The sequence below is a fragment of the Pseudomonas sp. R4-84 genome (genome assembly GCF_054130985.1).
The window spans coordinates 2,758,999-2,779,927 of record NZ_CP096390.1; the positions used below are offsets into that span (position 1 = coordinate 2,758,999).

The following is a 20,929-nucleotide window of genomic DNA, read 5'->3' on the forward strand; positions in this document are numbered from 1 at the left end:
CGTGAATAGCAGGGAAATACTCGCGCCGAAGAGGCGGCGCGGCAATGGTCAAAGCCTTCAAGTTGCTTGACTGGTTTGGCCATGGACCAAAGTAGGCGTTGGCTGTGCGGGCCGTCAGCCCGCCTCGTTGAGAATCAAGCTGCGATAGTGCCCAGGATTGGACCCGGACCACTTGCGAAACGCCTTGTAGAACGAACTGGCGTCGGCGAACCCCAGGCGCGAGGCGATTTCCACGAAACTGATGGAAGGTTCGGCCAGCCAGGCAATGGCCAGTTCCTTGCGGACGCCGTCCTTGAGGCCCTGGTAGGTTTGCCCCTCCTCTGCCAGGCGTCGGCGCAGGGTCGAGGCGGAAACGCATAACCGCTGGGCCAGGGCCTCGGTTTCCGGCCACTGCTCGGCGGGCAGCTGGCGCAGGTCATGGCGAATGCGGCTGGAGAGGCTTTGCGGGTCGCGGTACTTGACCAGGATATTCGCCGGTGCCTGGGCCAGGAAGCGCTTGAGCTCCTCGGGACTGCGGCGGATGGGCAGGTCCAGGCAGTCGGCGGAAAAGATCATCCGCGTACGGGGCCGGTCGAAGCGCAGGTTCTGGGAGAACATGACGCGGTAATCATCACAGAAGTCGGGCTGCGGGCACCGCAACTCGACGGACAGGATCGGAATGCGTCGCCCGGCCAGCCAGCAGGCCACGCCATGGACGATCATCCAATAGGTGAAATACGTGAAGGCCCGGCGCGGTGTCTGGTCTTCTTCGAGCAGGACAATTTCCGCCAGGCTTTGTTGGCGAGCCCATTGCGCCGGCAGGTGTTCGAGCATCAGCGAAAGGAACCCCAGCCCCGCCGTCAGCCCGGACGCCAATGTCGGCTGGGCCATGGCGCAGCGGCACAGAAAGGCCAGGCTGCCGGACTTGAGCTTGCGCGGGTCCATGCCGAAAAATTCATCATCCAGGCGCCTCGCCAGCAGGCGCCAAAGCTGCGCATAGGCATGGGCCGGGACCCGCGCCTGGGCATCGCCGAGCAACGCCGGGTCGATGCCCACTTTGCGCAGCACCTCGTCGGTCGCAGCGCCAGGGGCACAGCTTTGCAGCAGTGCTTCGCGCACCAACTGGACCGAGATGGTGTCTTTTTCCGACATGGCCTGGGTTTTCACAGGATCCGGTAAAGCAGACGCTCTATTCGCACCCGGCTGACGCGCTTGAGGAACTTGCCCACCGCTGCGGGGTAATCCGGCAGGGTTTCCAGGTCCAGGTAGCGTTCGATTCGCTGGGTGTGCCGATAGATCCGTTCGAGCTCGGCCTGGCGCGGTCCCGACAACTCGCCCTTGGGATCGTCCAGCAACAGGGCATTTTCCAGGTCCAGGCGAAACGCCCGTGGGTTGAGGTTGTTGCCGGTGAGCAAGGTATAGCGCTCGTCCACCCACATGCCCTTGAGGTGGTAGGTATTGTCGCCGTCTCGCCACAGGTGCAGGTTCAACTGGCCGCTGTCGATGTAGCGCTGGTGCCGCTTGGCGAAGCGACGCAGGCTGATTTCGTACAGGTAGGGCAACGCAGCGATGATCTTGAACGGCTCGCTCGCAGGAATATAAAAATCGTTGGCGGTCTTGTCGCCAACGATGATGTCGATTCGCACGCCGCGAGCCAGGGCACGGTTGATTTCCCGCGTCACAGCCAATGGCAGGTTGAAATATGGCGTGCAGATGGTCAGTTGCTTGCGGCTGCCGGCGATCAGTTCACCGATCACCCTGCTCAGCGGGTTGTTCTTGCCGACGCCCAGCAACGGGCTCACCGACAGGCCATTCTTGTCGAGGCTGCCCGCCGTGGTGTCGTAGGCCGCGTACTTGAGGCGGCTGCGCAGGTCGCCGATGTCCTTGCGCAAACTGCGGGTGCTGGGCAGGTCCGGCAGGTCAAGGCGATGCACGGCCCTGGAGGCGATCAGGCCATGTTGCACCAGATGATGCATCGAGTCGGCCAGCGGGGCGTTCTGCAGCAGGTGATAACGGTCGTAGCGGTACTTGTCGAACTTGTGCAGGTAGACGTTGTTGAGGCTCGCACCGCTGTAGAGCACACAGTCGTCGATCACGAAGCCTTTGAGGTGCAGTACCCCGAACAGCTCGCGGGTCTGCACCGGCACGCCGTAGATCGGCACTTCGCTGGCATGGGCGCGGGTCTGTTTTTGATACCACGCCGAGTTGCCCGGCTGTTTTTTGGCCCCGATCAGCCCACGTTGCGCCCGCAACCAGTCCACCACCACCGCAATGTCCAGTTCGGGACGTGCGGTTTTGGCGGCATGCAAAGCATCGAGGATTTCCTGGCCGGCCTCGTCCTCTTGCAGGTAGAGGGCGACGATGTAGATGCGCTGGGTGGCCTGGGCGATTTTCTCAAGCAGGCAACGGCGAAACTCGGCGGCACCGTCGAGGATCGTCACGGCGTCGGCGGTGAGTGGAAAGCTGCGCAGCTTGGGCAGCAAGGAACGTTTGAAAAGCGACGGCATAGGGCTCGCAAAAAGTCGATTCCGAAGAACCGATGAGCTTACACCATGACGCGTGGCTTGGGGTCTCCCCGTGGAGATGAAAAAATATTTGACCAAGGAGAATGACCGTTCTACTTTAAGTCGCATGAACGAAATCACTGGCACTGAAACACGAGACATCATCCTTGATGTCGCCGAAAAGTTGATCTACAGAAGTGGCATCGCGGCCACCGGCATGGATCTTCTGGTAAAAACCGCCGGCGTCTCCAGGAAGAGTATCTACCGCTACTTCGCCAACAAGGAGGAGCTCGTCGTCGCGGCGCTCAAGCGCCGTGATGAACGCTGGATGCAGTGGTTCAGCAGCGAAGTGGGCAAGGCGCCGACGCCCCTCGCACGTTTGCTCAGCCTGTTTCCCGTGCTCAAGGGCTGGTTCCAGAGCGAAGGCTTCCGTGGTTGTGCATTCATCAACACAAGCGGCGAAACCGGCGACCCTCAGGATCCGGTCCGCCAGGTTGCGAAAATGCACAAACAGGCATTGCTCGACTATGTGACCCGCTTGTGTACCGAACAGGGTATTGAGCAGCCGCACGTGCTTGCCCGACAGCTGCTCATCCTGATTGACGGCGCCATTACCCTCGCGCTCGTCATGGGCGATCACGATGCTGCCGATCAGGCCCAAGACGTCCTGAAGATGTTATTGGCGATTGAATAAGCAACACGTGTAAACCGCAGGACCGCTCGTAAAGACCCTCGCTGTAAAGCAATCGTGCAACCCACGTTCATTATCTGGAGATTGGCCATGTCGTCCTCTGCCGAAGTTCGCCCACCGCTGCCACCTTTCACCCGTGAAACTGCTATCGAAAAAGTTCGCCTGGCCGAAGACGGCTGGAACGGTCGTGACCCGCAGAAAGTATCGCTGGCCTACACTCTCGATACTCAATGGCGTAACCGCGCTGAATTCGCCCATAACCGGGAAGAAGCGAAGGCCTTTTTGACCCGCAAGTGGGCCAAGGAACTCGACTACCGGCTCATCAAGGAGCTCTGGGCCTTTACTGGCAACCGTATTGCCGTGCGCTACGCCTATGAATGGCACGACGACTCGGGCAACTGGTTCCGCTCCTACGGCAATGAAAACTGGGAATTCGATGAGAACGGCCTGATGGCCAACCGCTACGCCTGCATCAATGACATGCCGATCAAGGAAAGCGAACGTAAATTCCATTGGCCGCTGGGCCGTCGGCCGGACGATCACCCAGGCCTTTCTGAGCTGGGGCTGTAACCAAACCCTTGTGGGAGCGAGCCTGCTCGTGAATGCGGTGTATCAGCCAATGCAATATTGGATGGGCCGCCGCCTTCGCGAGCAGGTTCGCTCCCACATTGATCCCCGTGGCGTCAGGCACTACGTCGATTCAACAAGAATTCCAGCAATGTCACCGCGCAAGCCTCGATACTGCCTTCCACGATCAGCTCATAGCCGTGGGTATTTTCGGTCGGGATTGCGATACAACCGCCTTGGGCGGACGCCCCGCTGCTCATGATCGCACTGGCGTCACTGGCGAAATCCGCCAACAAGGCAAATTGTGGTGTCAGCCCGCTGCGTTTACCGGCCTGGTACAGCTGGTCGACGAGCCCACGGTGGTAACAGCCATTCTTGTCACCCGTGTTGATGATCGGATCGACGCCCAATCGGGTCGCGTATTCCGCGACCACGGGGCCGACCTCGACCGCCACCGTGGCGTCCCCGGGCAAATGGCTGGCGGCATAAAGGGCGCCGGCATTGGACTCTTCTTCCTGGGTGGTAAAAACAAAATAAACGTCGTGCGGCAGCTCTTTACGGCGCTCGGCCAAGAGCGTGGCGGCCTGGAGCGCAGCCACCATGGGCGCGCGGTCGTCCAGGAAATGCGCGGCGATGGCGTCGCCGACCCGGAACGGTCGTCGCCAGTGCTGGCTCAACACCACCCGCGTGCCGGGGCGTACCCCATGGGCCTGCAATTGCTCGCTCGTGCGACGGGTAATCACATGGACGTCACCCCAATTCACGTTTCCCGACAACACGTCCGCGCCCTGGTGGGTTTCACCGGTGCTGTGCATCGACCCGAACGACAACACGCCAGGAATGAAATCCTGGTCGCCAAGAATGTCCACTGGGCAGACCCCGAAGTTGATCGGATTGGCACCGCCCAGGGCCACCACTCGCAACGTGCCGTCAGACTCGATGCGCTTGACCAGCATGGCGATCTCGTCCAGGTGCGCCATGATCCGGATCGACTGATGCGGCTTCGTGTCCGGCCGGGCGCCCTTGATCAGCCCGATGACATTGCCCGCCGGGTCGACCCAGGTTTCGTCGCAATGCGGTTTCAGCTCCCGAAGGCAGATGTCGCGCACTTCATGCTCCTGCCCGCCGGGCCCACGGGCCATCAGTAGCTCCTCCAGCAGCGGCAAGGTAGACGGATTGGGTTGCATCAAATGGGTTCTCCTTTTTTCCAGGCGCGGCCCGCTGACGAAGCGGGCCGCGACGTGTCTGTCTTCTTGAACACGCCTGGCCTTGGAAAATTTGATCGGATCCTGGCGAAACTGACGAGCGGCCCCCATGGAGTGCGGACAGGCGGCCTTCCCGAAGGGTTGACCGACACGCCGTCAGGCATCACATTGCCTGGATCGTCCCTACGCCGAAGGCGGTTTGTCGTGTTGCAGAGCTTGTGGAGCCCATGACCGCGTCGATGCCCATCCGTCCCCCCTGCCCGCCTGGTGTCTGTGATTGCGGGCGTGATGCGTTGCTGCAAACGCCGGGCAGCGATCTGCGCATCCTTTGCCTGAATCGCCAGGAAGAGAAACGCCTGCTTGAGCGACTGGAAAATATCCAGAGCCTGGACGAGCTTGAACGGTTGCAGCAGCGGCTGTTCGAGAACCTGGGTGTGCGGGTAACCATCGAGCCCGGCTATAACGAGGTTCGGACGATGCGCGGTATTGCCATCGAATTCCAGGAGCAGGCGGGGCTGTGCCGCAAGATTCGCCAGTCGATCCCGGCTGCGATTCGCCGGGGGCTGGAGAAGCGGCCTGAAATTGCCTGGCGGTTGCTGGACTCGCGGGATCTGTTTCGGGGTGGTTGAGGCTGCTCTTGGCCGGTTTGTATATTCGTCATCCTGGTAACGGATATACCTCCACTTCAGAGAACCACATTCAAAAATCCACGGTCGCCGAAACCAGATAAGTCCGAGGCGTCGCAGCGTCAACCCCGGCTCACTGTCATCCGAAGCCCCCGCCGAACTTCAATACCGTTTATCCGCGACGTTCTCGATATTGGCGCGCACACCTTGGCGCAGAATGGGATGTGCCGACGGTGCCGGGGCTGACATATGACAAAGGCACCGGCGGTCTCAATGGCTGGCGTGGAGGGTCTTGGGCACTTCAGGCATGGCCGATGAGTGATGGTTGATGATTTTCCACTGCCCGTCGAGTCGTTCATAGAGGAAGGTGTACCGCGCCTGGACCTCTCGCTTGGAACCGTCGGCCTGGGTCAGCGTGAACGTGTAGACCCCGCTGTCCATCGCAGCGTCGGCGCCCAGGTGACGGATCTCCCGGTAGTTGATTACCCCGACCGGCTTGGCCGCCAGGAAGTGCACGAAGTAATCCTGGATCTGGTCCGGTGTGCTGCGCACCTTGTTGGAAACAGTCGGTTGCAATACCGCATCCGGCGCGTAGAGGGCGGTCACCGCGCTGGCGCTGCCGGTTTGCAGTGCTGCGTTCCAGCGGTCGAAAAGCCCCGCTATTTCCCGGTCGGTTTGCTTTTGCGGTTGCTCGACGACGGTGCGATAGACGAACGGCGCGGTCTCCGCAGCCTGGACAAAGGGAGCAGCCAGCACGAAAAAAGCGGCGATGGCACAGGTTTTCATTTTCATCGTTGTGGTCCTTTGGGTTTCAATGGCCCCACTTTGCCGATCCCCGCAGCGCTCGCCATCGGCCAACCGGTGTTGATCGCCTATGCCATTCGGCAGATAGGCCAGGTGCCGATCCCAAGGTCTAATGTCGCCATCGCGAACCAGGCCGGTTCACGTCTACGCTGGAGTTCCCCCATGCAAAGCCCACCCCACGACCCTGGCAGCGCCCTGGCGATTCGCAGCCAATACCGCCAGTCGCAAAGCCGCGCGGCACGTTTGGGCCTTCTGTTGGGCACCGGGCACGAATTGACCCGCCTGCCCTTGGCGCAAATGCGCGAGCGCGCGGTGCAGCGAGCGTGCGCATTCGTCGCCATGGACCATGGGTTGTTGCTGGAGTGGACGCCGCAAGCCACGTTGCAAACCGTTGCCAGTCACGGCAGCGGCGATGGGCTCGACTTGCTTGCCCAGCTCGCGCAGCCGTCGGCGCCAGAACCGCAGTGGTTGGACTGTCCGGGGAAAACCCTGGCGCAGGTTCTGCGCGTGCCGCTGCGGGGCGCGGACGGCATCGTGTTCGGTGCCCTGCTGCTGGGTAACAGCGTGCCCCTCGGGGCTCCCGACAACGAGGACATCGAGTCGCTGCAATTGCTTGCGACGCTGCTGGCGGCGCACCTGGAAAACAGCCGGCTGCTCCAGGCGCTGCAAGCCCGTGAGCGGACCATGTCCGAGCTGGTCCATCGGCTGTTCAGCGCCCAGGAAGACGAACGCAAGCGCGTGGCCTATGACCTTCACGATGGCCTTGCGCAGAACCTCGCGGGGCTGCATCAGCGCCTGCAAGGTTTCGCCGGCCGCTGCCCGCCGCTGTCGTCGACGCTGGACAGCGAACACCAGGCCATCCTCGACCTGGCCCAGCGTTGCGTCGGCGAGAGCCGGCAGTTGATCGGCGGCCTTCGCCCCCATGTGCTGGACGATTTTGGCTTGTACACCGCCATCGACAAGGAAGCCGATCGCCTGCGTGACGCCGGGCTGACGGTGGACTGGGTCGAGCACAGCGCCGCGCGGCTGTCGGGAAACGCCGAGATTGCCCTGTTCCGCATTGCCCAGGAAGGCATCAACAATATCCTCAAGCATGCCCAGGCCAGGCATGTTTGCCTTGGCTTGGTGGTGCGTGACGGACGGGCAACGTTGCGGGTCGAGGACGATGGCCGCGGGTTTGCCCTCGAACCGCCCATCGAAAGCCATGGCTCCAGCCACCTGGGCCTGGCGGCCATGCAGGAACGTGCCAGCCTTCTGGGAGGCCATCTGGACTGTCGCAGCGAACGCAACGGTGGTACTCGCCTGTTGGCCAGCGTGCCCCTGCCAACCCATGGAGGCCAATCATGAACCGTCCTCTGCGCGTGCTGTTGGCCGATGATCACGAAGTGACCCGCACCGGTTTCATTTCAATGCTTTGCGGTATCGAGGGCTTCGAGGTGGTCGGCCAGGCCAGAGACGGCCAGGAGGCGCTCGATTTGTGCCAGCAGCTGCAACCGGACATCGCGATCCTGGATATTCGCATGCCGGTGCTCAATGGCCTCGGCGCGGCGCGCATCCTGAAACAACGCCAGCCGCAGCTCAAGGTCATGATTTTCACCATGGACGACAGCCCCGACCACCTGGAAGCGGCCATCGGCGCGGGCGCCGTCGGTTATCTGCTCAAGGATGCCAGTCGCGCCGAGTTGATCGATGCGCTCAGAAGGGTCGCCCAGGGAGAGGAAGCCTTGAACAGCTCGGTCAGCGCGCGCCTCTTGCGGCGCATGGCCGAGCGCGGCGCCGGAGGTACGGCTCAGGTCCAGGCCCTGACCGCCCGTGAGCGGCAGGTGCTCGGCCTGGTCGCCAGTGGTTTCAGCAATCGTGAAATCGGCGAAAAACTCGGCATCGCCCCCGGCACCGCAAAGGCCCATGTCGAGCGGGTCATCGGCAAGCTTGGCGCCGCCGACCGCACCCAGGCCGCGGTGCGCGGTGTCGCCCTGGGGTTGGTCGCGCAACCGTCGGGGCAATGGCCATGAAGATCCTCGCGGCCCGTCGCTGGGCCGACCTGCCCTTGCGGGGCAAGGCATTGGTGGTGATTTCCCTGCCGCTGGTTGTCCTGTTGCTGTCACTGGTGCTGATCTACATCACCGAGCGCCAGACCGCACGCGCCGAAGAGGATGTGCGCCGGGTGCTGCTGGTACAGGGCGACATCCAGGCGGTGCACACCCTACTGGCCGAAGCAGCCGCCAGCGTGCGCGGTTACCTGCTGACCCGCCGCGAAGATTTCCTGCCCGGCTACGAACAGGCCACCCCAAAGATCCAGGCCGCACTGCAACGCCTGGATCATAATATCCGCGACGCCAGGATGCGCGAGCACCTCAAGACCATCACGCCGCTGATCACTGAAAAGCTCAATGGACTGGTCTCCCTGCGCACCGGCAAAGGCGACGACACTGCGACCATCACCGCCATCCTGATCGAAAACAAACAAGTGCTGGACGTGCTGCGCGAGCAGATCAGCGCCATGCGTATCCGTGAGGACGCCCTGCTCACCGACCGCAGCGCCGCCGCTTCCGCTACGCGCATGCGCCTGTTGTTCGCGACTCTGCTGGCGGCGCTGTGCGGACTGTTCGGCGCCATCGTTGCAGTGCTGTTCCTGTCCAAGGGCATCGTCGCCCGGGTCCAGAAGGTGCAAGGCAACGCCCAGCGTCTGGCGCTGGGCCAACCGCTGTTGCCACAACCACCGGAGCGGGATGAGATCGGCCAGTTGGGCACGCGCCTGGTGGAGGCTGGGCAATTATTGGCCGAGCGCGAACGAGCCTTGCGCGACAACGAAGAACGCCTGCGGCTGATCATCGATGGGGTGAAGGACTACGGGATCTTCGCCCTGGACGCCCAAGGCCACGTGATCACTTGGAATGTCGGCGCCGAACGGATCAAGGGCTATACCGAACAGGAAGTGCTCGGCCGGCATTTCTCGTTGTTCTACCTGGCCGAAGAATGCCCGGCGCATCCGGACATGGCCTTGCTCGCGGCCACCCGCGAAGGTCATTACATGGAAGAAGGCTGGCGATGCCGCAAGGACGGCAGTCGTTTCTGGGCCAGCGTGGTGATTACCGCCCAATACGACAGCACCGGCGCCCTGCGAGGCTTCTCCAAGATCACCCGGGACATCACCGACCGACGGGCCGCCGAGATAGCCCTGCGCACGGCCCGTGAAGAAGCCGAAAGCGCCAGTCGCGCCAAGAGTGAGTTCTTGTCGCGCATGAGTCATGAACTGCGCACGCCGTTGAATTCCATCCTGGGCTTCGCGCAACTGCTGGACATGGATTCCATTGCCGGCCAGCGCCCGCAAGTCAGCCACATCCTGCGAGCCGGTCAGCACTTGTTGGCGTTGATCAACGAGGTACTCGACATCGCCCGGATCGAAGCCGGCCGCCTGCCCCTGAACATCGAACCGATCGGATTGCCGGCGGTGCTGCACGAGGCGTTGACGCTGGTGTCGCCGATGGCGGCCGACGCCGGGATCCATCTGGCCGAGCTTGCATCGCTGCCCGAGGGCAGCGGCGTGCTTGCCGATCGCCAGCGCCTGGTGCAGGTATTGCTGAACCTGCTGTCCAATGCCATCAAATACAACCAGCCGGGTGGCGAAGTACGCATTGAGGTCACGGCTGAAGCTCCCCATGTCAGTATCGCCATCAGCGACACCGGGCGTGGCATCGCCCCCGAGCTGTTGGATCAGCTGTTCAAGCCATTCGAGCGCCTCGGCGCGGATCCCCAGGTCGAAGGCACCGGGCTCGGCCTTTCGCTGAGCAAGAGCCTGCTGGAGATGATGCAAGGCAGCCTGCAAGTGCGCAGCGATCCGGGACAAGGCTGTTGCTTCACCTTGCGACTGCCCGGCGCCCGGGTATCCGGCGCTCACCTGCCGCCCATGGTTGCGCTGGAAGTGGCACGCCCACGCACCGAATTCGACGGCAAGGTGCTGTGCATCGAGGACAACCTGTCTAGCCTCGCCCTGATCGAGACCCTGATGCAACGCCGTCCAGGCATTCAGTTGCTGTCCAGCATGCAAGGCCAGATGGGCGTCGACCTGGCTCGCCAGCACGCGCCGCAATTGATCCTGCTGGACGTGACATTGCCCGATCTGGATGGCCTGGAAGTTCTTCGCCGCCTGCGCCAATCCCCGACCACGGCCTACACGCCGGTGTTAATGATCACCGCCGATGCCAGCGATCTGTCCCACCGGGCCCTGCTTGACGCCGGCGCCACGGCGATTCTCACCAAACCCATTCATATCCAGGCCTTTCTTGGCCACCTTGAGCGTTATCTACCGGAGTCCGCATGAATCGCGACCTGCGCATCCTGATCATCGACGATCAGCGCCCCAACCTGGATCTGATGGAGCAATTGCTCGCCCGCGAAGGGCTGCACAATGTACTGAGCAGCACCGAACCGCTGCGCACCCTTGACCTGTTCAACAGTTTCGAGCCGGACCTGGTCATCCTGGACCTGCACATGCCTGCGTTCGATGGCTTCGCAGTGCTTGAGCAGCTCAACCGGCGGATCCCGGCCAATGATTACCTGCCGATCCTGGTCCTGACGGCCGACGCGACCCGCGACACCCGCCTGCGTGCCCTGGCGCTGGGCGCGCGCGACTTCATCAGCAAACCCCTCGATGCGCTGGAAACCATGTTGCGCGTGTGGAACCTGTTGGAAACCCGCGCCCTCTATAAATCCTTGCGCACCTTGATTCCCGCCCAACAAATCGAATTATTGCGCCAGCACCGGCCAAGCGCTGATGCGGCCCAGCACGGAAGCGATTGAATGGCTTTCAGGCTCTCTTGCCACAAGGGCACAGCAGGTGCTCAATGCCCGCGAATGTAATGCTCCAACTGCCGGATCAGGTCCGCTTGTTCGACGATCGCTTCCTTGACCAGGTCGCCAATGGACAACAGCCCGATCAGCTCACCGTTATCCAGCACCGGCAAGTGCCGCAGGTGGCTGTCGGTCATGACCGCCATGCAGCGATCGATGCTCTGCTGGCTGTCGGCGGTGATCACCGGCGTGCTCATGATGGTGCGCACCGCAGTGCCCACGGATGAACGGCCCTTGAGGACCATCTTGCGCGCGTAGTCCCGCTCGCTGAACACCCCCACCACCTGCCCGCCTTCGATCACCGGCAGCGCACCGACATTTTTCTCGGCCATGATCTGCAACGCTTCGAGCACGGTCTGATCCGGTGCGATGCTGTGGACCTGCTGGTTCTGTACGCTCTTGAGCCTTACCAGTTGCGCGGCGGTCTTCATTACTAATCCCCAATCTCAAACAAAGTGGCCGCTGTCGTGGCGAGGGAGCTTGCTCCCGCTGGGCTGCGCAGCGGCCCAAAAAATCTTACGGTCGCTACGCAACCGAGCGGGGATAAATCCCCTCGCCACAATCAGGCAAGCTAATAGCCCTCGCCAATCTCCACCACATCGCCATTCAAGCGCACCGGCCAGACGCGCAAGCGCTGCTCCGGGTACTCCAGGCAAAGGCCGTCTTCCAGGCGGAAATGCTGTTTGTACATCGGCGAGGCAATGACCAGTTCGCCCTTGATATTGCCCAACAGGCCGCGGCCGATGACGTTGGCGCCGGACTTCGGATCGCGATTATCGACGGCGTACAGTGGCTTGTCCGCATGCTCTGGGAGATAGAGCAGCGCCACTTGGCTGCCGTCGTGCCAGGCGACCACGCCGGAGTTGGGCACCAGGTCCTCGCGGCTGCACAGGGCACGCCATTGCACGGATTCTTGGGCGATACGAACGACGTTTGGCTGGCTCATCAGAGCACCTCCTCGGTGACGGGAATCAAGTGAAGTTCGCCGGCATGCACCGGCCGGCGCTGGCCGCGTTCACGGACGAAATGAACGTCTGGATCGCCGCGCTTGTCGTTGACGAAGGTGCGGAAGCGCTTGAGCTTTTCCGGGTCCTTCAGGGCGTTGGCCCATTCGCATTCGTAGCGATCGACCACCAGTTGCATCTGCGCTTCGAGCTCGGCGCCCAGGCCCAGGCTGTCGTGAATGATCACGTCCTTGAGATAGTCCAGGCCACCTTCCAGGCTCTCGCGCCACACCGAGGTGCGTTGCAGCTTGTCGGCGGTGCGGATGTAGAACATCAGGAAGCGGTCGATGTAACGGATCAGCGTCGCATCGTCCAGGTCGGTGGCGAACAGTTCGGCGTGACGCGGACGCATACCGCCGTTGCCGGCCACATAGAGGTTCCAACCTTTTTCGGTGGCGATTACGCCGACGTCCTTGCTCTGGGCTTCGGCGCACTCACGGGTGCAGCCAGACACCGCGAACTTGAGCTTGTGGGGCGAGCGCAGGCCTTTGTAGCGATCCTCGATGGTCAGGGCCATTTGCACGCTGTCCTGCACGCCGTAGCGGCACCAGGTGCTGCCCACGCAGGATTTTACCGTGCGCGTGGATTTGCCGTAGGCGTGGCCGGTTTCGAACCCAGCTTCGATCAATTCGGCCCAGATGTCCGGCAACTGGTGCAGCTGCGCGCCGAACAGGTCGATGCGCTGTCCGCCAGTGATCTTGGTGTAAAGGTCGTATTTCTTGGCGACCACGCCGATGGCGATCAGTTTGTCGGCGGTGATTTCTCCACCGGCGATGCGCGGCACCACCGAATAGGTGCCGTTCTTCTGCATGTTCGCCATGAAGGTGTCGTTGGTGTCCTGCAACGGCACCAGGTGCGGGTCCATGATCGGCTGGTTCCAGCACGACGCCAGGATCGAGCCCACGGCCGGTTTGCACAGGTCGCAACCGGTGTGGCCACGACCGTGTTTGGCGAGCAATTCTTCGAAACTGATGATGCCTTCTACGCGCACCAGGGCATACAGTTCCTGGCGGGTATAGGCGAAGTGCTCGCACAGGCTCTTGTCGACGCTGACGCCGCGGGCGATCAGTTCGTGCTCGAAGACTTGCTTGACCAGCGCCGCGCAGCCGCCACAACCGGTGCCGGCCTTGGTGTCGCACTTGAGCTGGCCGAGATCGGTGCAGCCGCCGTCGATGGCCGAGCAGACCGCCCCCTTGGTGACGTTGTGGCACGAGCAGAGGGTGGCGGATTCGGGTAAAGCCGCCGGGCCCAGTGTCGGGGCGCCTTCGGACGATGGCAGGATCAGGCTGGCGGCGTCCTTGGGCAACGCGATGCCGTTCTGCATGTACTGCAGCAAGGTGTCGTAGTAGCTGTTGTCGCCTACCAGCACCGCGCCGATCACGCGCTTGCCGTCAGCGTCGATTACCAGGCGACGGTAGCTGGCGCTGGTTTCGTCGATGAACTGGAAGCTGCGCGAACCCGGCGTGTTGCCGTGTGCGTCGCCGATGGAGCCGACGTCCACGCCCAGCAGTTTGAGCTTGGTGGACATGTCCGCGCCGGTAAACGCCTCGCCGGCTTCGCCGCACAGGCGCGACGCGACGTTGCGGGCCATCTGGTAGCCCGGCGCGACCAGGCCAAAAATGCTGCCGTTCCACGCCGCACATTCGCCGATGGCGTAAATGTCCGGGTCGCTGCTCTGGCAATGGTCGTCGATTACCACGCCACCGCGGGGGCCGATCGGCAATTGGCATTGACGGGCCAACGCATCCTGGGCGCGAATACCGGCGGAAAACACGATCAAGTCGGTTTCGAGGAAATCGTCGTTGCCGAAGTTCATCCGATAACGGTACTGCTCGCCCGCGCTGATCGATTGGGTGCCCTTGGACAAATGCACGCCAACGCCCAGTTTCTCGATGCGCGCCTTGAGTGCCAGGCCGCCTTGCTCGTCCAATTGCACGGGCATCAACCGGGGGGCGAATTCCACGACGTGAGCTTCCAGGCCGAGGCTCTTCAAGGCATTGGCCGCTTCCAGACCCAACAATCCACCACCGACCACCACGCCACGACGGGCGTTGCTGGCGGCGGCGCGGATCGCATCGAGGTCTTCGAGGGTGCGGTAGACCAGGCAAGAATCACCCTCGGCGCCCTGGATCGGCGGCACGAACGGATAGGAACCGGTGGCGAGCACCAGCTTGTCATAGCCGAGGCGTTCAGTGGCGGTGACCACCTCACGCGCCTGGCGGTCGATTTCCAACACCGGCACGCCCAGGTGCAACGTCACACCCGGCGTCTGGTACAACGTCGCTTCGCCAAGGGCCAGGGATTCGGCGTCTCGCCCAGAAAAATATTCGGACAGATGCACGCGGTCGTAGGCCCGCATCGGCTCTTCGCTGAAGACATGCACGCGGTAATGGTTGAGGGCACCGCGCTCGATCAGTTGCTCGACGCAGTGATGGCCGACCATGCCATTGCCGATCACGATCAGCGTTTGCAGTTTGTTCAGGGAAGCAACATTGGAATTCATAAAAGCACCCGACAAAAGCCCATCACGGTTTTTTGAAAGCAAAAAAAAGACGCCTGAAACCTTGCGGTTCCAGGCGTCTTTGCCTGTTCTGTGCGGTATCGACCCGGCGGCTGCGCCCTGATCTACCGTTATCCCCCGGCCTGCTGGCGCTCGATCTTCGTTGACCGACGGAGCTGCCCACTCGATTGTGTTCACGGTGGGCCTGGACAAGGTCTTGCAGCGAGCGTGCCAAACCTCATCAACAATCGCATATTCGCCGCCAGCCCCTTGTGGGAGCGGGCTAGCTCGCGAAGGGGTCAGCTCGGCTACCCGAAACCCGTGGGCGACATCCGCCTGTTCCTTTGCCTTGCGATGGTGCGATCGGGCACCGACGGCTTCATATAAGTGCAACCCTGAGAGCCCGACCGCAAAAAATCCTGAACCTACGCCAGCCGGGATTTTCACAATAATTGGAAACCAACAGCGCCAGAGGGCGCAGGCTATTGATCGGATGTGAACGCAATGGATGAGCGAAACCCACCTGTCGTTGTCATCAGTGGATCCACCGCCGGCGTCGGTCGTGCGACCGCCCACCGGTTTGCCGCGGCGGGCTACCGCGTCGGGTTGCTGGCCCGGGGCGAACAAGCCTTGGCGGCTACCGCAGAAGAACTGAACCAATTGGGTACGACGTGCCTGGCGATCAGCGTCGATGTCGCCGACGCCGATGCAGTCTTCGAAGCGGCCCAGCGGATGGAGCGCGAACTGGGACCTGTCGATGTGTGGATCAACTGCGCAATGGTCACGGTGTTTTCGCCGATCCGTCAGTTGAGCGCCGAAGAAATCCACCGAGTCACGAAGGTGACTTACCTGGGCACCGTCCACGGCACCCTCGCAGCGCTGGACCTGATGGGACGACGTAATCGCGGGGTGATCATCCAGGTCGGCTCGGCGCTGTCCTACCGCGCGATTCCCCTGCAAGCCGCTTATTGCGGGGCCAAGTTCGCGGTGCGTGGCTTTACCGATTCATTGCGCTGCGAACTGCTTCATGAGCACAGCAAAATCAAGGTCTGCATGGTGCAACTGCCGGCGATCAACACGCCGCAGTTCGATTGGGCCCGGAACAAGCTGGGCAAGCGCCCGCAACCGGTGCCACCGATTCATGATCCGGACGTGGCCGCCCGGGCGATATTGAGCGTGGTCAAGCGCACGCCCAGGGAATTGTGGCTGGGTGCGGCGTCGCTCAAAGCCATTGTCGGCACGAGTCTGATGCCTGGGCTGCTCGATCGCCTGTTGGCCCGCAACGCCTGGTCGGGGCAAATGACCAACGAGGAAGACGACAATCAGCGCCCGGACAATCTGTTCGAGCCGCAGGAGTCCATGCATCGTACCCGCGGGCGCTTCAACGGCCGCTCCCGGGACTCTGCGCTGGCCCTGAGCTCGACACAGGTGTCGGCCCTGCTGTTGGCCTGTGGCGGGTTGTTGGCGCTCGTGCTCCTACTGTTCTGAGCCACCGCGCCGGAACCAGCGATACCCGTATCCGTTCAGCGCCAGCTTCGATTGCGCCGGGGCCGGGTACGGGCTGTCCGAGAGCACTTCCTCGAAACCCTCCAGGTCCAGCTCGCGCAACTGCACGGTGACCGCGTCGGTGCCGAGATTCGCCAGCATCACCGAGGTGGCTCTGCATTCATGCGCGATGGCGAACACCGCTGGATGATCGACCGTCAACAGGCGCGCCTTGCCGTCGCCCACTTCACCCAACCGCCTGCGCGCCAACAGCAATCGACGGGCGCGAGCCAACAGCGAATCGGGGTCATCCAGCTGCGCTTCCACGTTCAGTCGCGTATAGGCGAACGGCCCTTCGTCGATCAGCGGCGCGGCCAGGCGCTGGGCCGATGAGAACCCGGCATTGGCCTCGTCGCTCCATTGCATGGGCGTGCGCACCGAAAGGCGCTCGGGACGGGACAAGTCCTCGCCCATGCCGATTTCTTCGCCGTAGCGCACGATCGGCGTCCCGGGCAGTGACAACAACAATGCCTGGGCCAAGGCCTGGCGCCGGACATCGCCTCCGAGCATCGGTGCCAGGCGCCGGCGGATGCCTCGGCCGTACAGGCGCATGTCCGGTTCCGGGGCGAACGCCTGCATCACTTCCTCGCGTTCCTGCTCACTCAAGCGCTCCAGATCGAGTTCGTCATGGTTGCGCAGCCAGACCGCGTAATTCGCACCATCCGGTGGCGCCGGACGCCGGATGATGGCCCGCTGCAAAGGCTCGGCCTCGCCACGGGCCAGTGCCAGGAACAGATGATTGTTGACCCAGAAATCCAAGACCAGGCCCAAGCGTTCCCCGGTACCGAAATAGTGGCTGAAGCGCTCCGGCTCGACATCCACTTCGCCCATCAGCACGCCTTCGGGGTTGATGCGGGTCATGCATTTGTAGAATCGGTCGAGCACCCAGACGCCCTGCTCTTCATTGCCGCCGCCAGCCTGTTCTACCAAGTGTGAAGCGGCATCGAGACGAAAGCCGGCGATGCCCAGCTCGAGCCAATGGACCATGATGCGCTCGATCTCCTCGACCACGCGAGGGTTCGCCAGGTTGAGGTCCGGCTCATGGCGGTAGAACAGGTGTCGATAGTACTGTCCGGCCTGTTCGTCCCAGCGCCAGATACTGTCCTCCACCGATGGGAAGATTGGCTGGTTGCCATCGTCCACCGGCGTGTCGGACCACAGATAATAATCTCGATAGACGCTGTCCTTGTCCCGCCGCGCGCGAAGGAACCAGGGGTGCTGATCGCTGGTGTGCTGCACCACCAATTCAAGGATCACTCGAATGCCGCGCTCACCGGCCTGGACGATCAACTGGCGCAAGTCTTCTTCGCTGCCAAAGCGCGGGTCCAGTGCCATGAAATCGCTGACGTCATAACCGGCGTCCTTGAACGGTGACCGATACAGCGGCATCAGCCAGAGCGCACCGACGCCCAACGCCTGAAGGTAGTCGAGCTGGCGAATGATGCCCTTAAGGTCGCCCCGGCCATCGCCGTTGCTGTCGTAGAACAAGGATGGATCGATCTGATAGATCAAAGTGTTTCGGTGCCAATTGGCTTTCATTGATCACTCCTTATCGACACAGGATCACGGCCTGCTCGGCAGCCAGAAGGCCGCTGAACGGCTGGCCTTCGTCCGCCCCATCACTGGCGACTTCCACCCGCCAGGGATCGGCCAAAGGAAAGGTGTGTTCGTTGTCGGCAAAGTTGATGCAGACCAGGCGCTCGTCGCCTTCGCAATGGCGACGATAGGCCAGCACTTGTGGATGGGACGGCAGTTCTTCCCAGCCGCCCAGGCGCAGCGCCAGGCTATTGCGACGGCAGGCGAGCAAACGGCGATAAAGGGCCAACACCGAATCGGTGGCACGTTCCTGCGACTCCACCGACAACACGTCGGCGTCTGCTGCAAATGGCAACCACGGCGCCTGCCCCGACCAACCGTGCGGCGCCTGGGACGTCCACGGCAACGGTGCCCGGCTGCCGTCCCGCCCGCCAGGATCGACGCGGGTCTGGGCGGTTACTTGGGTGTCTTCCAGCCCCAATTCCTCGCCCTGGTAGATGAAGGGTGTGCCCCGCAGCGTCAGCAGCATCACTGCCGCGGCCCTCGCCCGGCGCAACGAGCCACCATAGCGACTGCGGTGACGGCTGTTGTCGTGGTTGGACAGCACCCACGTGGGCCAGGCCTGCAAGGGGCCGAGGTCGTTTTCCACCTCGCGGATGCACATGCGAAACACCACCGGGTCCCAGGGGGCGTCCAGGGGTGGAAAATTGAATGACATGTGCAATTCGTCACTGGCGCCGTAGTAGGCCGCCACCTGCGCCGTGGAGCGAATGTTCACCTCACCGATCAGCACCCGCTCGCCGGGGTAGCTGTCAACGAGGCGTCGCAACCCTCGCAACACTTCATGGCTATAGGGCTGGTCGTTGATCTTGACCATCGTTTCACCGGCCATGCAGCGCGGGTCGTCGGCGAAACTCGGGTCCTTGCCGACGCAATGCACCACGTCGACGCGAAACCCGTCCACGCCGCGCTCGAGCCAGAAGTGCAGGACTTGGTGCATGGCGGCCACGACTTCGGGATTGTGCCAATTGAGATCCGGTTGTTGCGGCAAAAAAAAATGCAAGTAGTACTGCTGGCTGGTCTCGTCCCAGGTCCATGCGCTGCCGCCATCGATCGAGGCCCGCCAGTTGTTGGGCTGGTCGCGCCAGATGTACCAGTCGCGCTTGGGGTTGTCGCGGCTGGAACGTGATTCGAGGAACCAGGGATGCTGGTCGGACGTATGGTTGGGCACGAAGTCGAGTAGGACCTTCAAGCCTCGTTCGTGGGCCTGGGCAATCAATGCGTCGAGGTCGGCCAGGTTGCCGAAGAGCGGATCGACATCGGTGTAGTCGCAGATGTCGTAGCCTGCGTCACACATCGGCGAGCGGTACACCGGCGACAGCCACAACGCATCGACGCCCAGACGTTGCAGATGGTCCAGACGTGCCGTCAAACCGGGAAGATCGCCAATGCCATCGCCGTTGGCATCGGCAAAAGAGCGAGGATAAACCTGGTAGATCACAGCGTTCTTCCACCAGGGCGAATGGAAGGAGTTGGGCATGTCGCCTCCTTTGATCGCAGTGTTTGGTGGGCAAGACCGCGGCCCCGCCTGATGTCCCTGTTATCAAGGGACATCAGTTAAGAACCGAAAAAGGAGCCTGGGGTTCGTTTTTTCTTGGAGAGAGGTTGAATGTGCTGCCGCCATCGCGAGCGGGCTCGCTCCCACATGGGGTTGTTCCGTTCACAAGACTTATGAAAGCGAGCCTGCTCGCGATAGCGGTTGATCAGTTTGAGGCATTTCCGGCAGCCCGCTCGACCATCGCAACGATGGTCAGGAACAACTCCCGCTTGGCCTCCTCCGCGCTGACCTCTGCATTGGCCGCCGCATCGGACAACGCCTCCGCCGCCCCCAGCATCGCCCGCAGGCTCGCTTGGGAAAGGCGTCCGGTTCCGGCGAAGGGTTCGAGGACTGATCGGCATTTTTCCAGGAAGCTTCGTTCACATTCCCTTTTTATGGACTCAAGTTCAGGCGTGCCGCTCAGCGCCGCGCTGACGCCCGGTATGTCCCTTCCCTGAAGCAGCACGCAATCCACAAACGAGCAAGCAATCACCTGCGCGCGGCTTTCCAGATCCGGCTCGCTGGCGTCGATCGCGGCACCTATCAATGCGGTCTGACGGACATCGAAATCCTGATAAAGCGCGGCCAGTAGCCCTGATCGCGTGATGAAGTGGTTGTAAACGATGGGTTTGGTCACGCCAGCCTGTTCCGCCAGGCGGCCCAGGGTCAGCGCCTCGCTGCCTTCTTCGCGCACCATGCGCCAGGCAACTTCCAACAGCTGCCGCTGCCTGTCGGCGCGCGATAGCCGCCGCCGGGGTGCAGCGCCGGGGCGCCCATTTTCTTCGTGGGTTGACATGTTAACTATACCAACGGTAACTTACGTTCAGTAACTTAGCTGATCATACGCGCTTGTTAATGCGCGATACCAGAGGAAATCCATATGCATGCCGTTATCGTTGTTGCTCACCATAACCCGGGTTCTTTGACCCATGCCCTCGCCCAAGCCATTGGCAACGGGATCAATCAAGCCAATCCGACGGATACGTTCGAGATAGCCGATTTGGCGGCCGAAGGATTCGACCCACGCTTTGATTACGCCGACGGTGCGGTTCATCGGCGCGTTGCAGCACCGCCCGCCGATGTTCTGACCGAGCAGGCCCGGATCGACCGTGCCGACGCATTGGTCGTGGTGTACCCGATCTACTGGTGGTCGATGCCGGCATTGCTCAAGGGATGGATCGACCGGGTATTTTCCAACGGCTGGGCGTTCGATTACATCCCCGGTCAACCATTTGTCCAGAAACTCCAGCGGCTGCGGGTTCATTTGGTGGGCGTCGGCGGCGCAGATGCCGGCAGTTTCGAACGCCACGGCTACGACAAGGCGATGGTCACGCAAATCGAACACGGCATCTTCGACTACTGCGGCGCCCACGTCGTGAGCTCCGACAGATTGCTCGAATCGGAAAGCCTCGATCCGAAGCTGCATCTGCAAACGGCAGAGGCCCTTGGCCAACGGCTCTTTTCGACAACTGACGAGACAGTCCATGTAACGGGCGAAGCGGCCTGCGCCTGAGCCCCCT

19 protein-coding genes are annotated in these 20,929 nt (G+C 62.2%); 9 read left to right on the top strand and 10 right to left on the bottom strand.

Annotation, left to right across the window (positions count from 1 at the left end; translation table 11 throughout):
* Window positions 1–114: 114 nt before the first annotated feature.
* A complete protein-coding gene (locus M1D68_RS12580; protein ID WP_420763940.1) occupies window positions 115–1,131 on the bottom strand; it encodes an AraC family transcriptional regulator in 1,017 nt (338 codons plus the stop codon).
* 11 nt (window positions 1,132–1,142) lie between these two features.
* The gene (gene pssA, locus M1D68_RS12585; RefSeq protein ID WP_420763939.1) at window positions 1,143–2,486 is read right to left on the bottom strand and encodes a CDP-diacylglycerol--serine O-phosphatidyltransferase; all 1,344 of its coding nucleotides are present in this window, start codon (window positions 2,484–2,486) and stop codon (window positions 1,143–1,145) included.
* 124 nt (window positions 2,487–2,610) lie between these two features.
* On the opposite strand from pssA, the gene M1D68_RS12590 reads away from it, so the two are divergent.
* Both M1D68_RS12590 and M1D68_RS12595 read left to right on the top strand, forming a co-directional pair.
* A complete protein-coding gene (locus tag M1D68_RS12590) occupies window positions 2,611–3,177 on the top strand; it encodes a TetR/AcrR family transcriptional regulator (RefSeq protein ID WP_434564105.1) in 567 nt (188 codons plus the stop codon).
* 87 nt (window positions 3,178–3,264) lie between these two features.
* Window positions 3,265–3,744, top strand: coding sequence for a nuclear transport factor 2 family protein (locus M1D68_RS12595; RefSeq protein WP_434611466.1), 480 nt, complete (start codon window positions 3,265–3,267; stop codon window positions 3,742–3,744).
* Between the two features lie 113 nt (window positions 3,745–3,857).
* Here M1D68_RS12595 and M1D68_RS12600 read toward each other — a convergent pair whose 3' ends face one another.
* A complete protein-coding gene (locus M1D68_RS12600) occupies window positions 3,858–4,928 on the bottom strand; it encodes a M28 family peptidase (protein ID WP_457970612.1) in 1,071 nt (356 codons plus the stop codon).
* Between the two features lie 245 nt (window positions 4,929–5,173).
* Between M1D68_RS12600 and M1D68_RS12605 the strand changes: the two genes are divergently transcribed.
* Window positions 5,174–5,575: a hypothetical protein gene (locus M1D68_RS12605; protein WP_457970614.1), complete on the top strand. Its 402-nt coding sequence runs from the start codon at window positions 5,174–5,176 to the stop codon at window positions 5,573–5,575.
* A 267-nt stretch (window positions 5,576–5,842) separates the two neighbouring features.
* On the opposite strand, the gene M1D68_RS12610 is transcribed toward M1D68_RS12605, so the two are convergent.
* Entirely contained in the window at window positions 5,843–6,364 is a 522-nt protein-coding gene (locus tag M1D68_RS12610; RefSeq protein ID WP_420763935.1) for an SgcJ/EcaC family oxidoreductase, read from the bottom strand.
* Window positions 6,365–6,538: 174 nt separating this feature from the next.
* Here M1D68_RS12610 and M1D68_RS12615 point away from each other — a divergent pair, with 174 nt between their 5' ends.
* The 4 genes from M1D68_RS12615 to M1D68_RS12630 are packed head-to-tail and all read left to right on the top strand — an operon-like array spanning window position 6,539 to window position 11,176.
* Complete coding sequence (locus M1D68_RS12615; protein ID WP_434674820.1) at window positions 6,539–7,723, top strand: sensor histidine kinase; 1,185 nt, start codon at window positions 6,539–6,541, stop codon at window positions 7,721–7,723.
* Window positions 7,720–8,388 carry a response regulator gene (locus M1D68_RS12620; RefSeq protein WP_434564062.1) on the top strand — a complete coding sequence of 223 codons (669 nt, stop codon included), beginning with the start codon at window positions 7,720–7,722 and terminating at the stop codon, window positions 8,386–8,388. The genes M1D68_RS12615 and M1D68_RS12620 overlap by 4 nt, the downstream gene beginning before the upstream one ends.
* Window positions 8,385–10,697, top strand: coding sequence for an ATP-binding protein (locus M1D68_RS12625; protein ID WP_457970616.1), 2,313 nt, complete (start codon window positions 8,385–8,387; stop codon window positions 10,695–10,697). Before M1D68_RS12620 ends, M1D68_RS12625 begins: the two co-directional genes overlap by 4 nt.
* A complete protein-coding gene (locus M1D68_RS12630) occupies window positions 10,694–11,176 on the top strand; it encodes a response regulator (protein WP_420763931.1) in 483 nt (160 codons plus the stop codon). Before M1D68_RS12625 ends, M1D68_RS12630 begins: the two co-directional genes overlap by 4 nt.
* Window positions 11,177–11,217: 41 nt before the next feature.
* On the opposite strand, the gene M1D68_RS12635 is transcribed toward M1D68_RS12630, so the two are convergent.
* From M1D68_RS12635 to nirB, 3 genes are all read right to left on the bottom strand, one after another.
* Window positions 11,218–11,658, bottom strand: a complete 441-nt coding sequence (locus tag M1D68_RS12635) for a CBS domain-containing protein (RefSeq protein WP_457970619.1) — start codon at window positions 11,656–11,658, stop codon at window positions 11,218–11,220.
* Window positions 11,659–11,798: 140 nt separating this feature from the next.
* Window positions 11,799–12,173: a nitrite reductase small subunit NirD gene (gene nirD / locus M1D68_RS12640; protein WP_457970621.1), complete on the bottom strand. Its 375-nt coding sequence runs from the start codon at window positions 12,171–12,173 to the stop codon at window positions 11,799–11,801.
* Window positions 12,173–14,734, bottom strand: a complete 2,562-nt coding sequence (nirB, locus tag M1D68_RS12645; protein ID WP_434700788.1) for a nitrite reductase large subunit NirB — start codon at window positions 14,732–14,734, stop codon at window positions 12,173–12,175. The genes nirD and nirB overlap by 1 nt, the downstream gene beginning before the upstream one ends.
* Window positions 14,735–15,235: 501 nt before the next feature.
* On the opposite strand from nirB, the gene M1D68_RS12650 reads away from it, so the two are divergent.
* Window positions 15,236–16,219, top strand: a complete 984-nt coding sequence (locus M1D68_RS12650; protein ID WP_457970623.1) for an SDR family oxidoreductase — start codon at window positions 15,236–15,238, stop codon at window positions 16,217–16,219.
* On the opposite strand, the gene M1D68_RS12655 is transcribed toward M1D68_RS12650, so the two are convergent.
* The 3 genes from M1D68_RS12655 to M1D68_RS12665 all read right to left on the bottom strand — a co-directional run bounded on the left by M1D68_RS12655 (window position 16,208) and on the right by M1D68_RS12665 (window position 20,205).
* Window positions 16,208–17,815 carry an alpha-amylase family protein gene (locus tag M1D68_RS12655; RefSeq protein ID WP_457970625.1) on the bottom strand — a complete coding sequence of 536 codons (1,608 nt, stop codon included), beginning with the start codon at window positions 17,813–17,815 and terminating at the stop codon, window positions 16,208–16,210. The genes M1D68_RS12650 and M1D68_RS12655 overlap by 12 nt on opposite strands.
* Window positions 17,816–17,825: 10 nt before the next feature.
* Window positions 17,826–19,352 carry an alpha-amylase family glycosyl hydrolase gene (locus M1D68_RS12660; protein ID WP_420763925.1) on the bottom strand — a complete coding sequence of 509 codons (1,527 nt, stop codon included), beginning with the start codon at window positions 19,350–19,352 and terminating at the stop codon, window positions 17,826–17,828.
* A gap of 223 nt (window positions 19,353–19,575) precedes the next feature.
* Window positions 19,576–20,205 (bottom strand): TetR/AcrR family transcriptional regulator, encoded by a 630-nt coding sequence (locus M1D68_RS12665; protein WP_434558832.1) that lies wholly within the window; start codon window positions 20,203–20,205, stop codon window positions 19,576–19,578.
* Between the two features lie 84 nt (window positions 20,206–20,289).
* On the opposite strand from M1D68_RS12665, the gene M1D68_RS12670 reads away from it, so the two are divergent.
* Complete coding sequence (locus M1D68_RS12670; protein ID WP_457970628.1) at window positions 20,290–20,922, top strand: NAD(P)H-dependent oxidoreductase; 633 nt, start codon at window positions 20,290–20,292, stop codon at window positions 20,920–20,922.
* Window positions 20,923–20,929 lie beyond the last annotated feature (7 nt).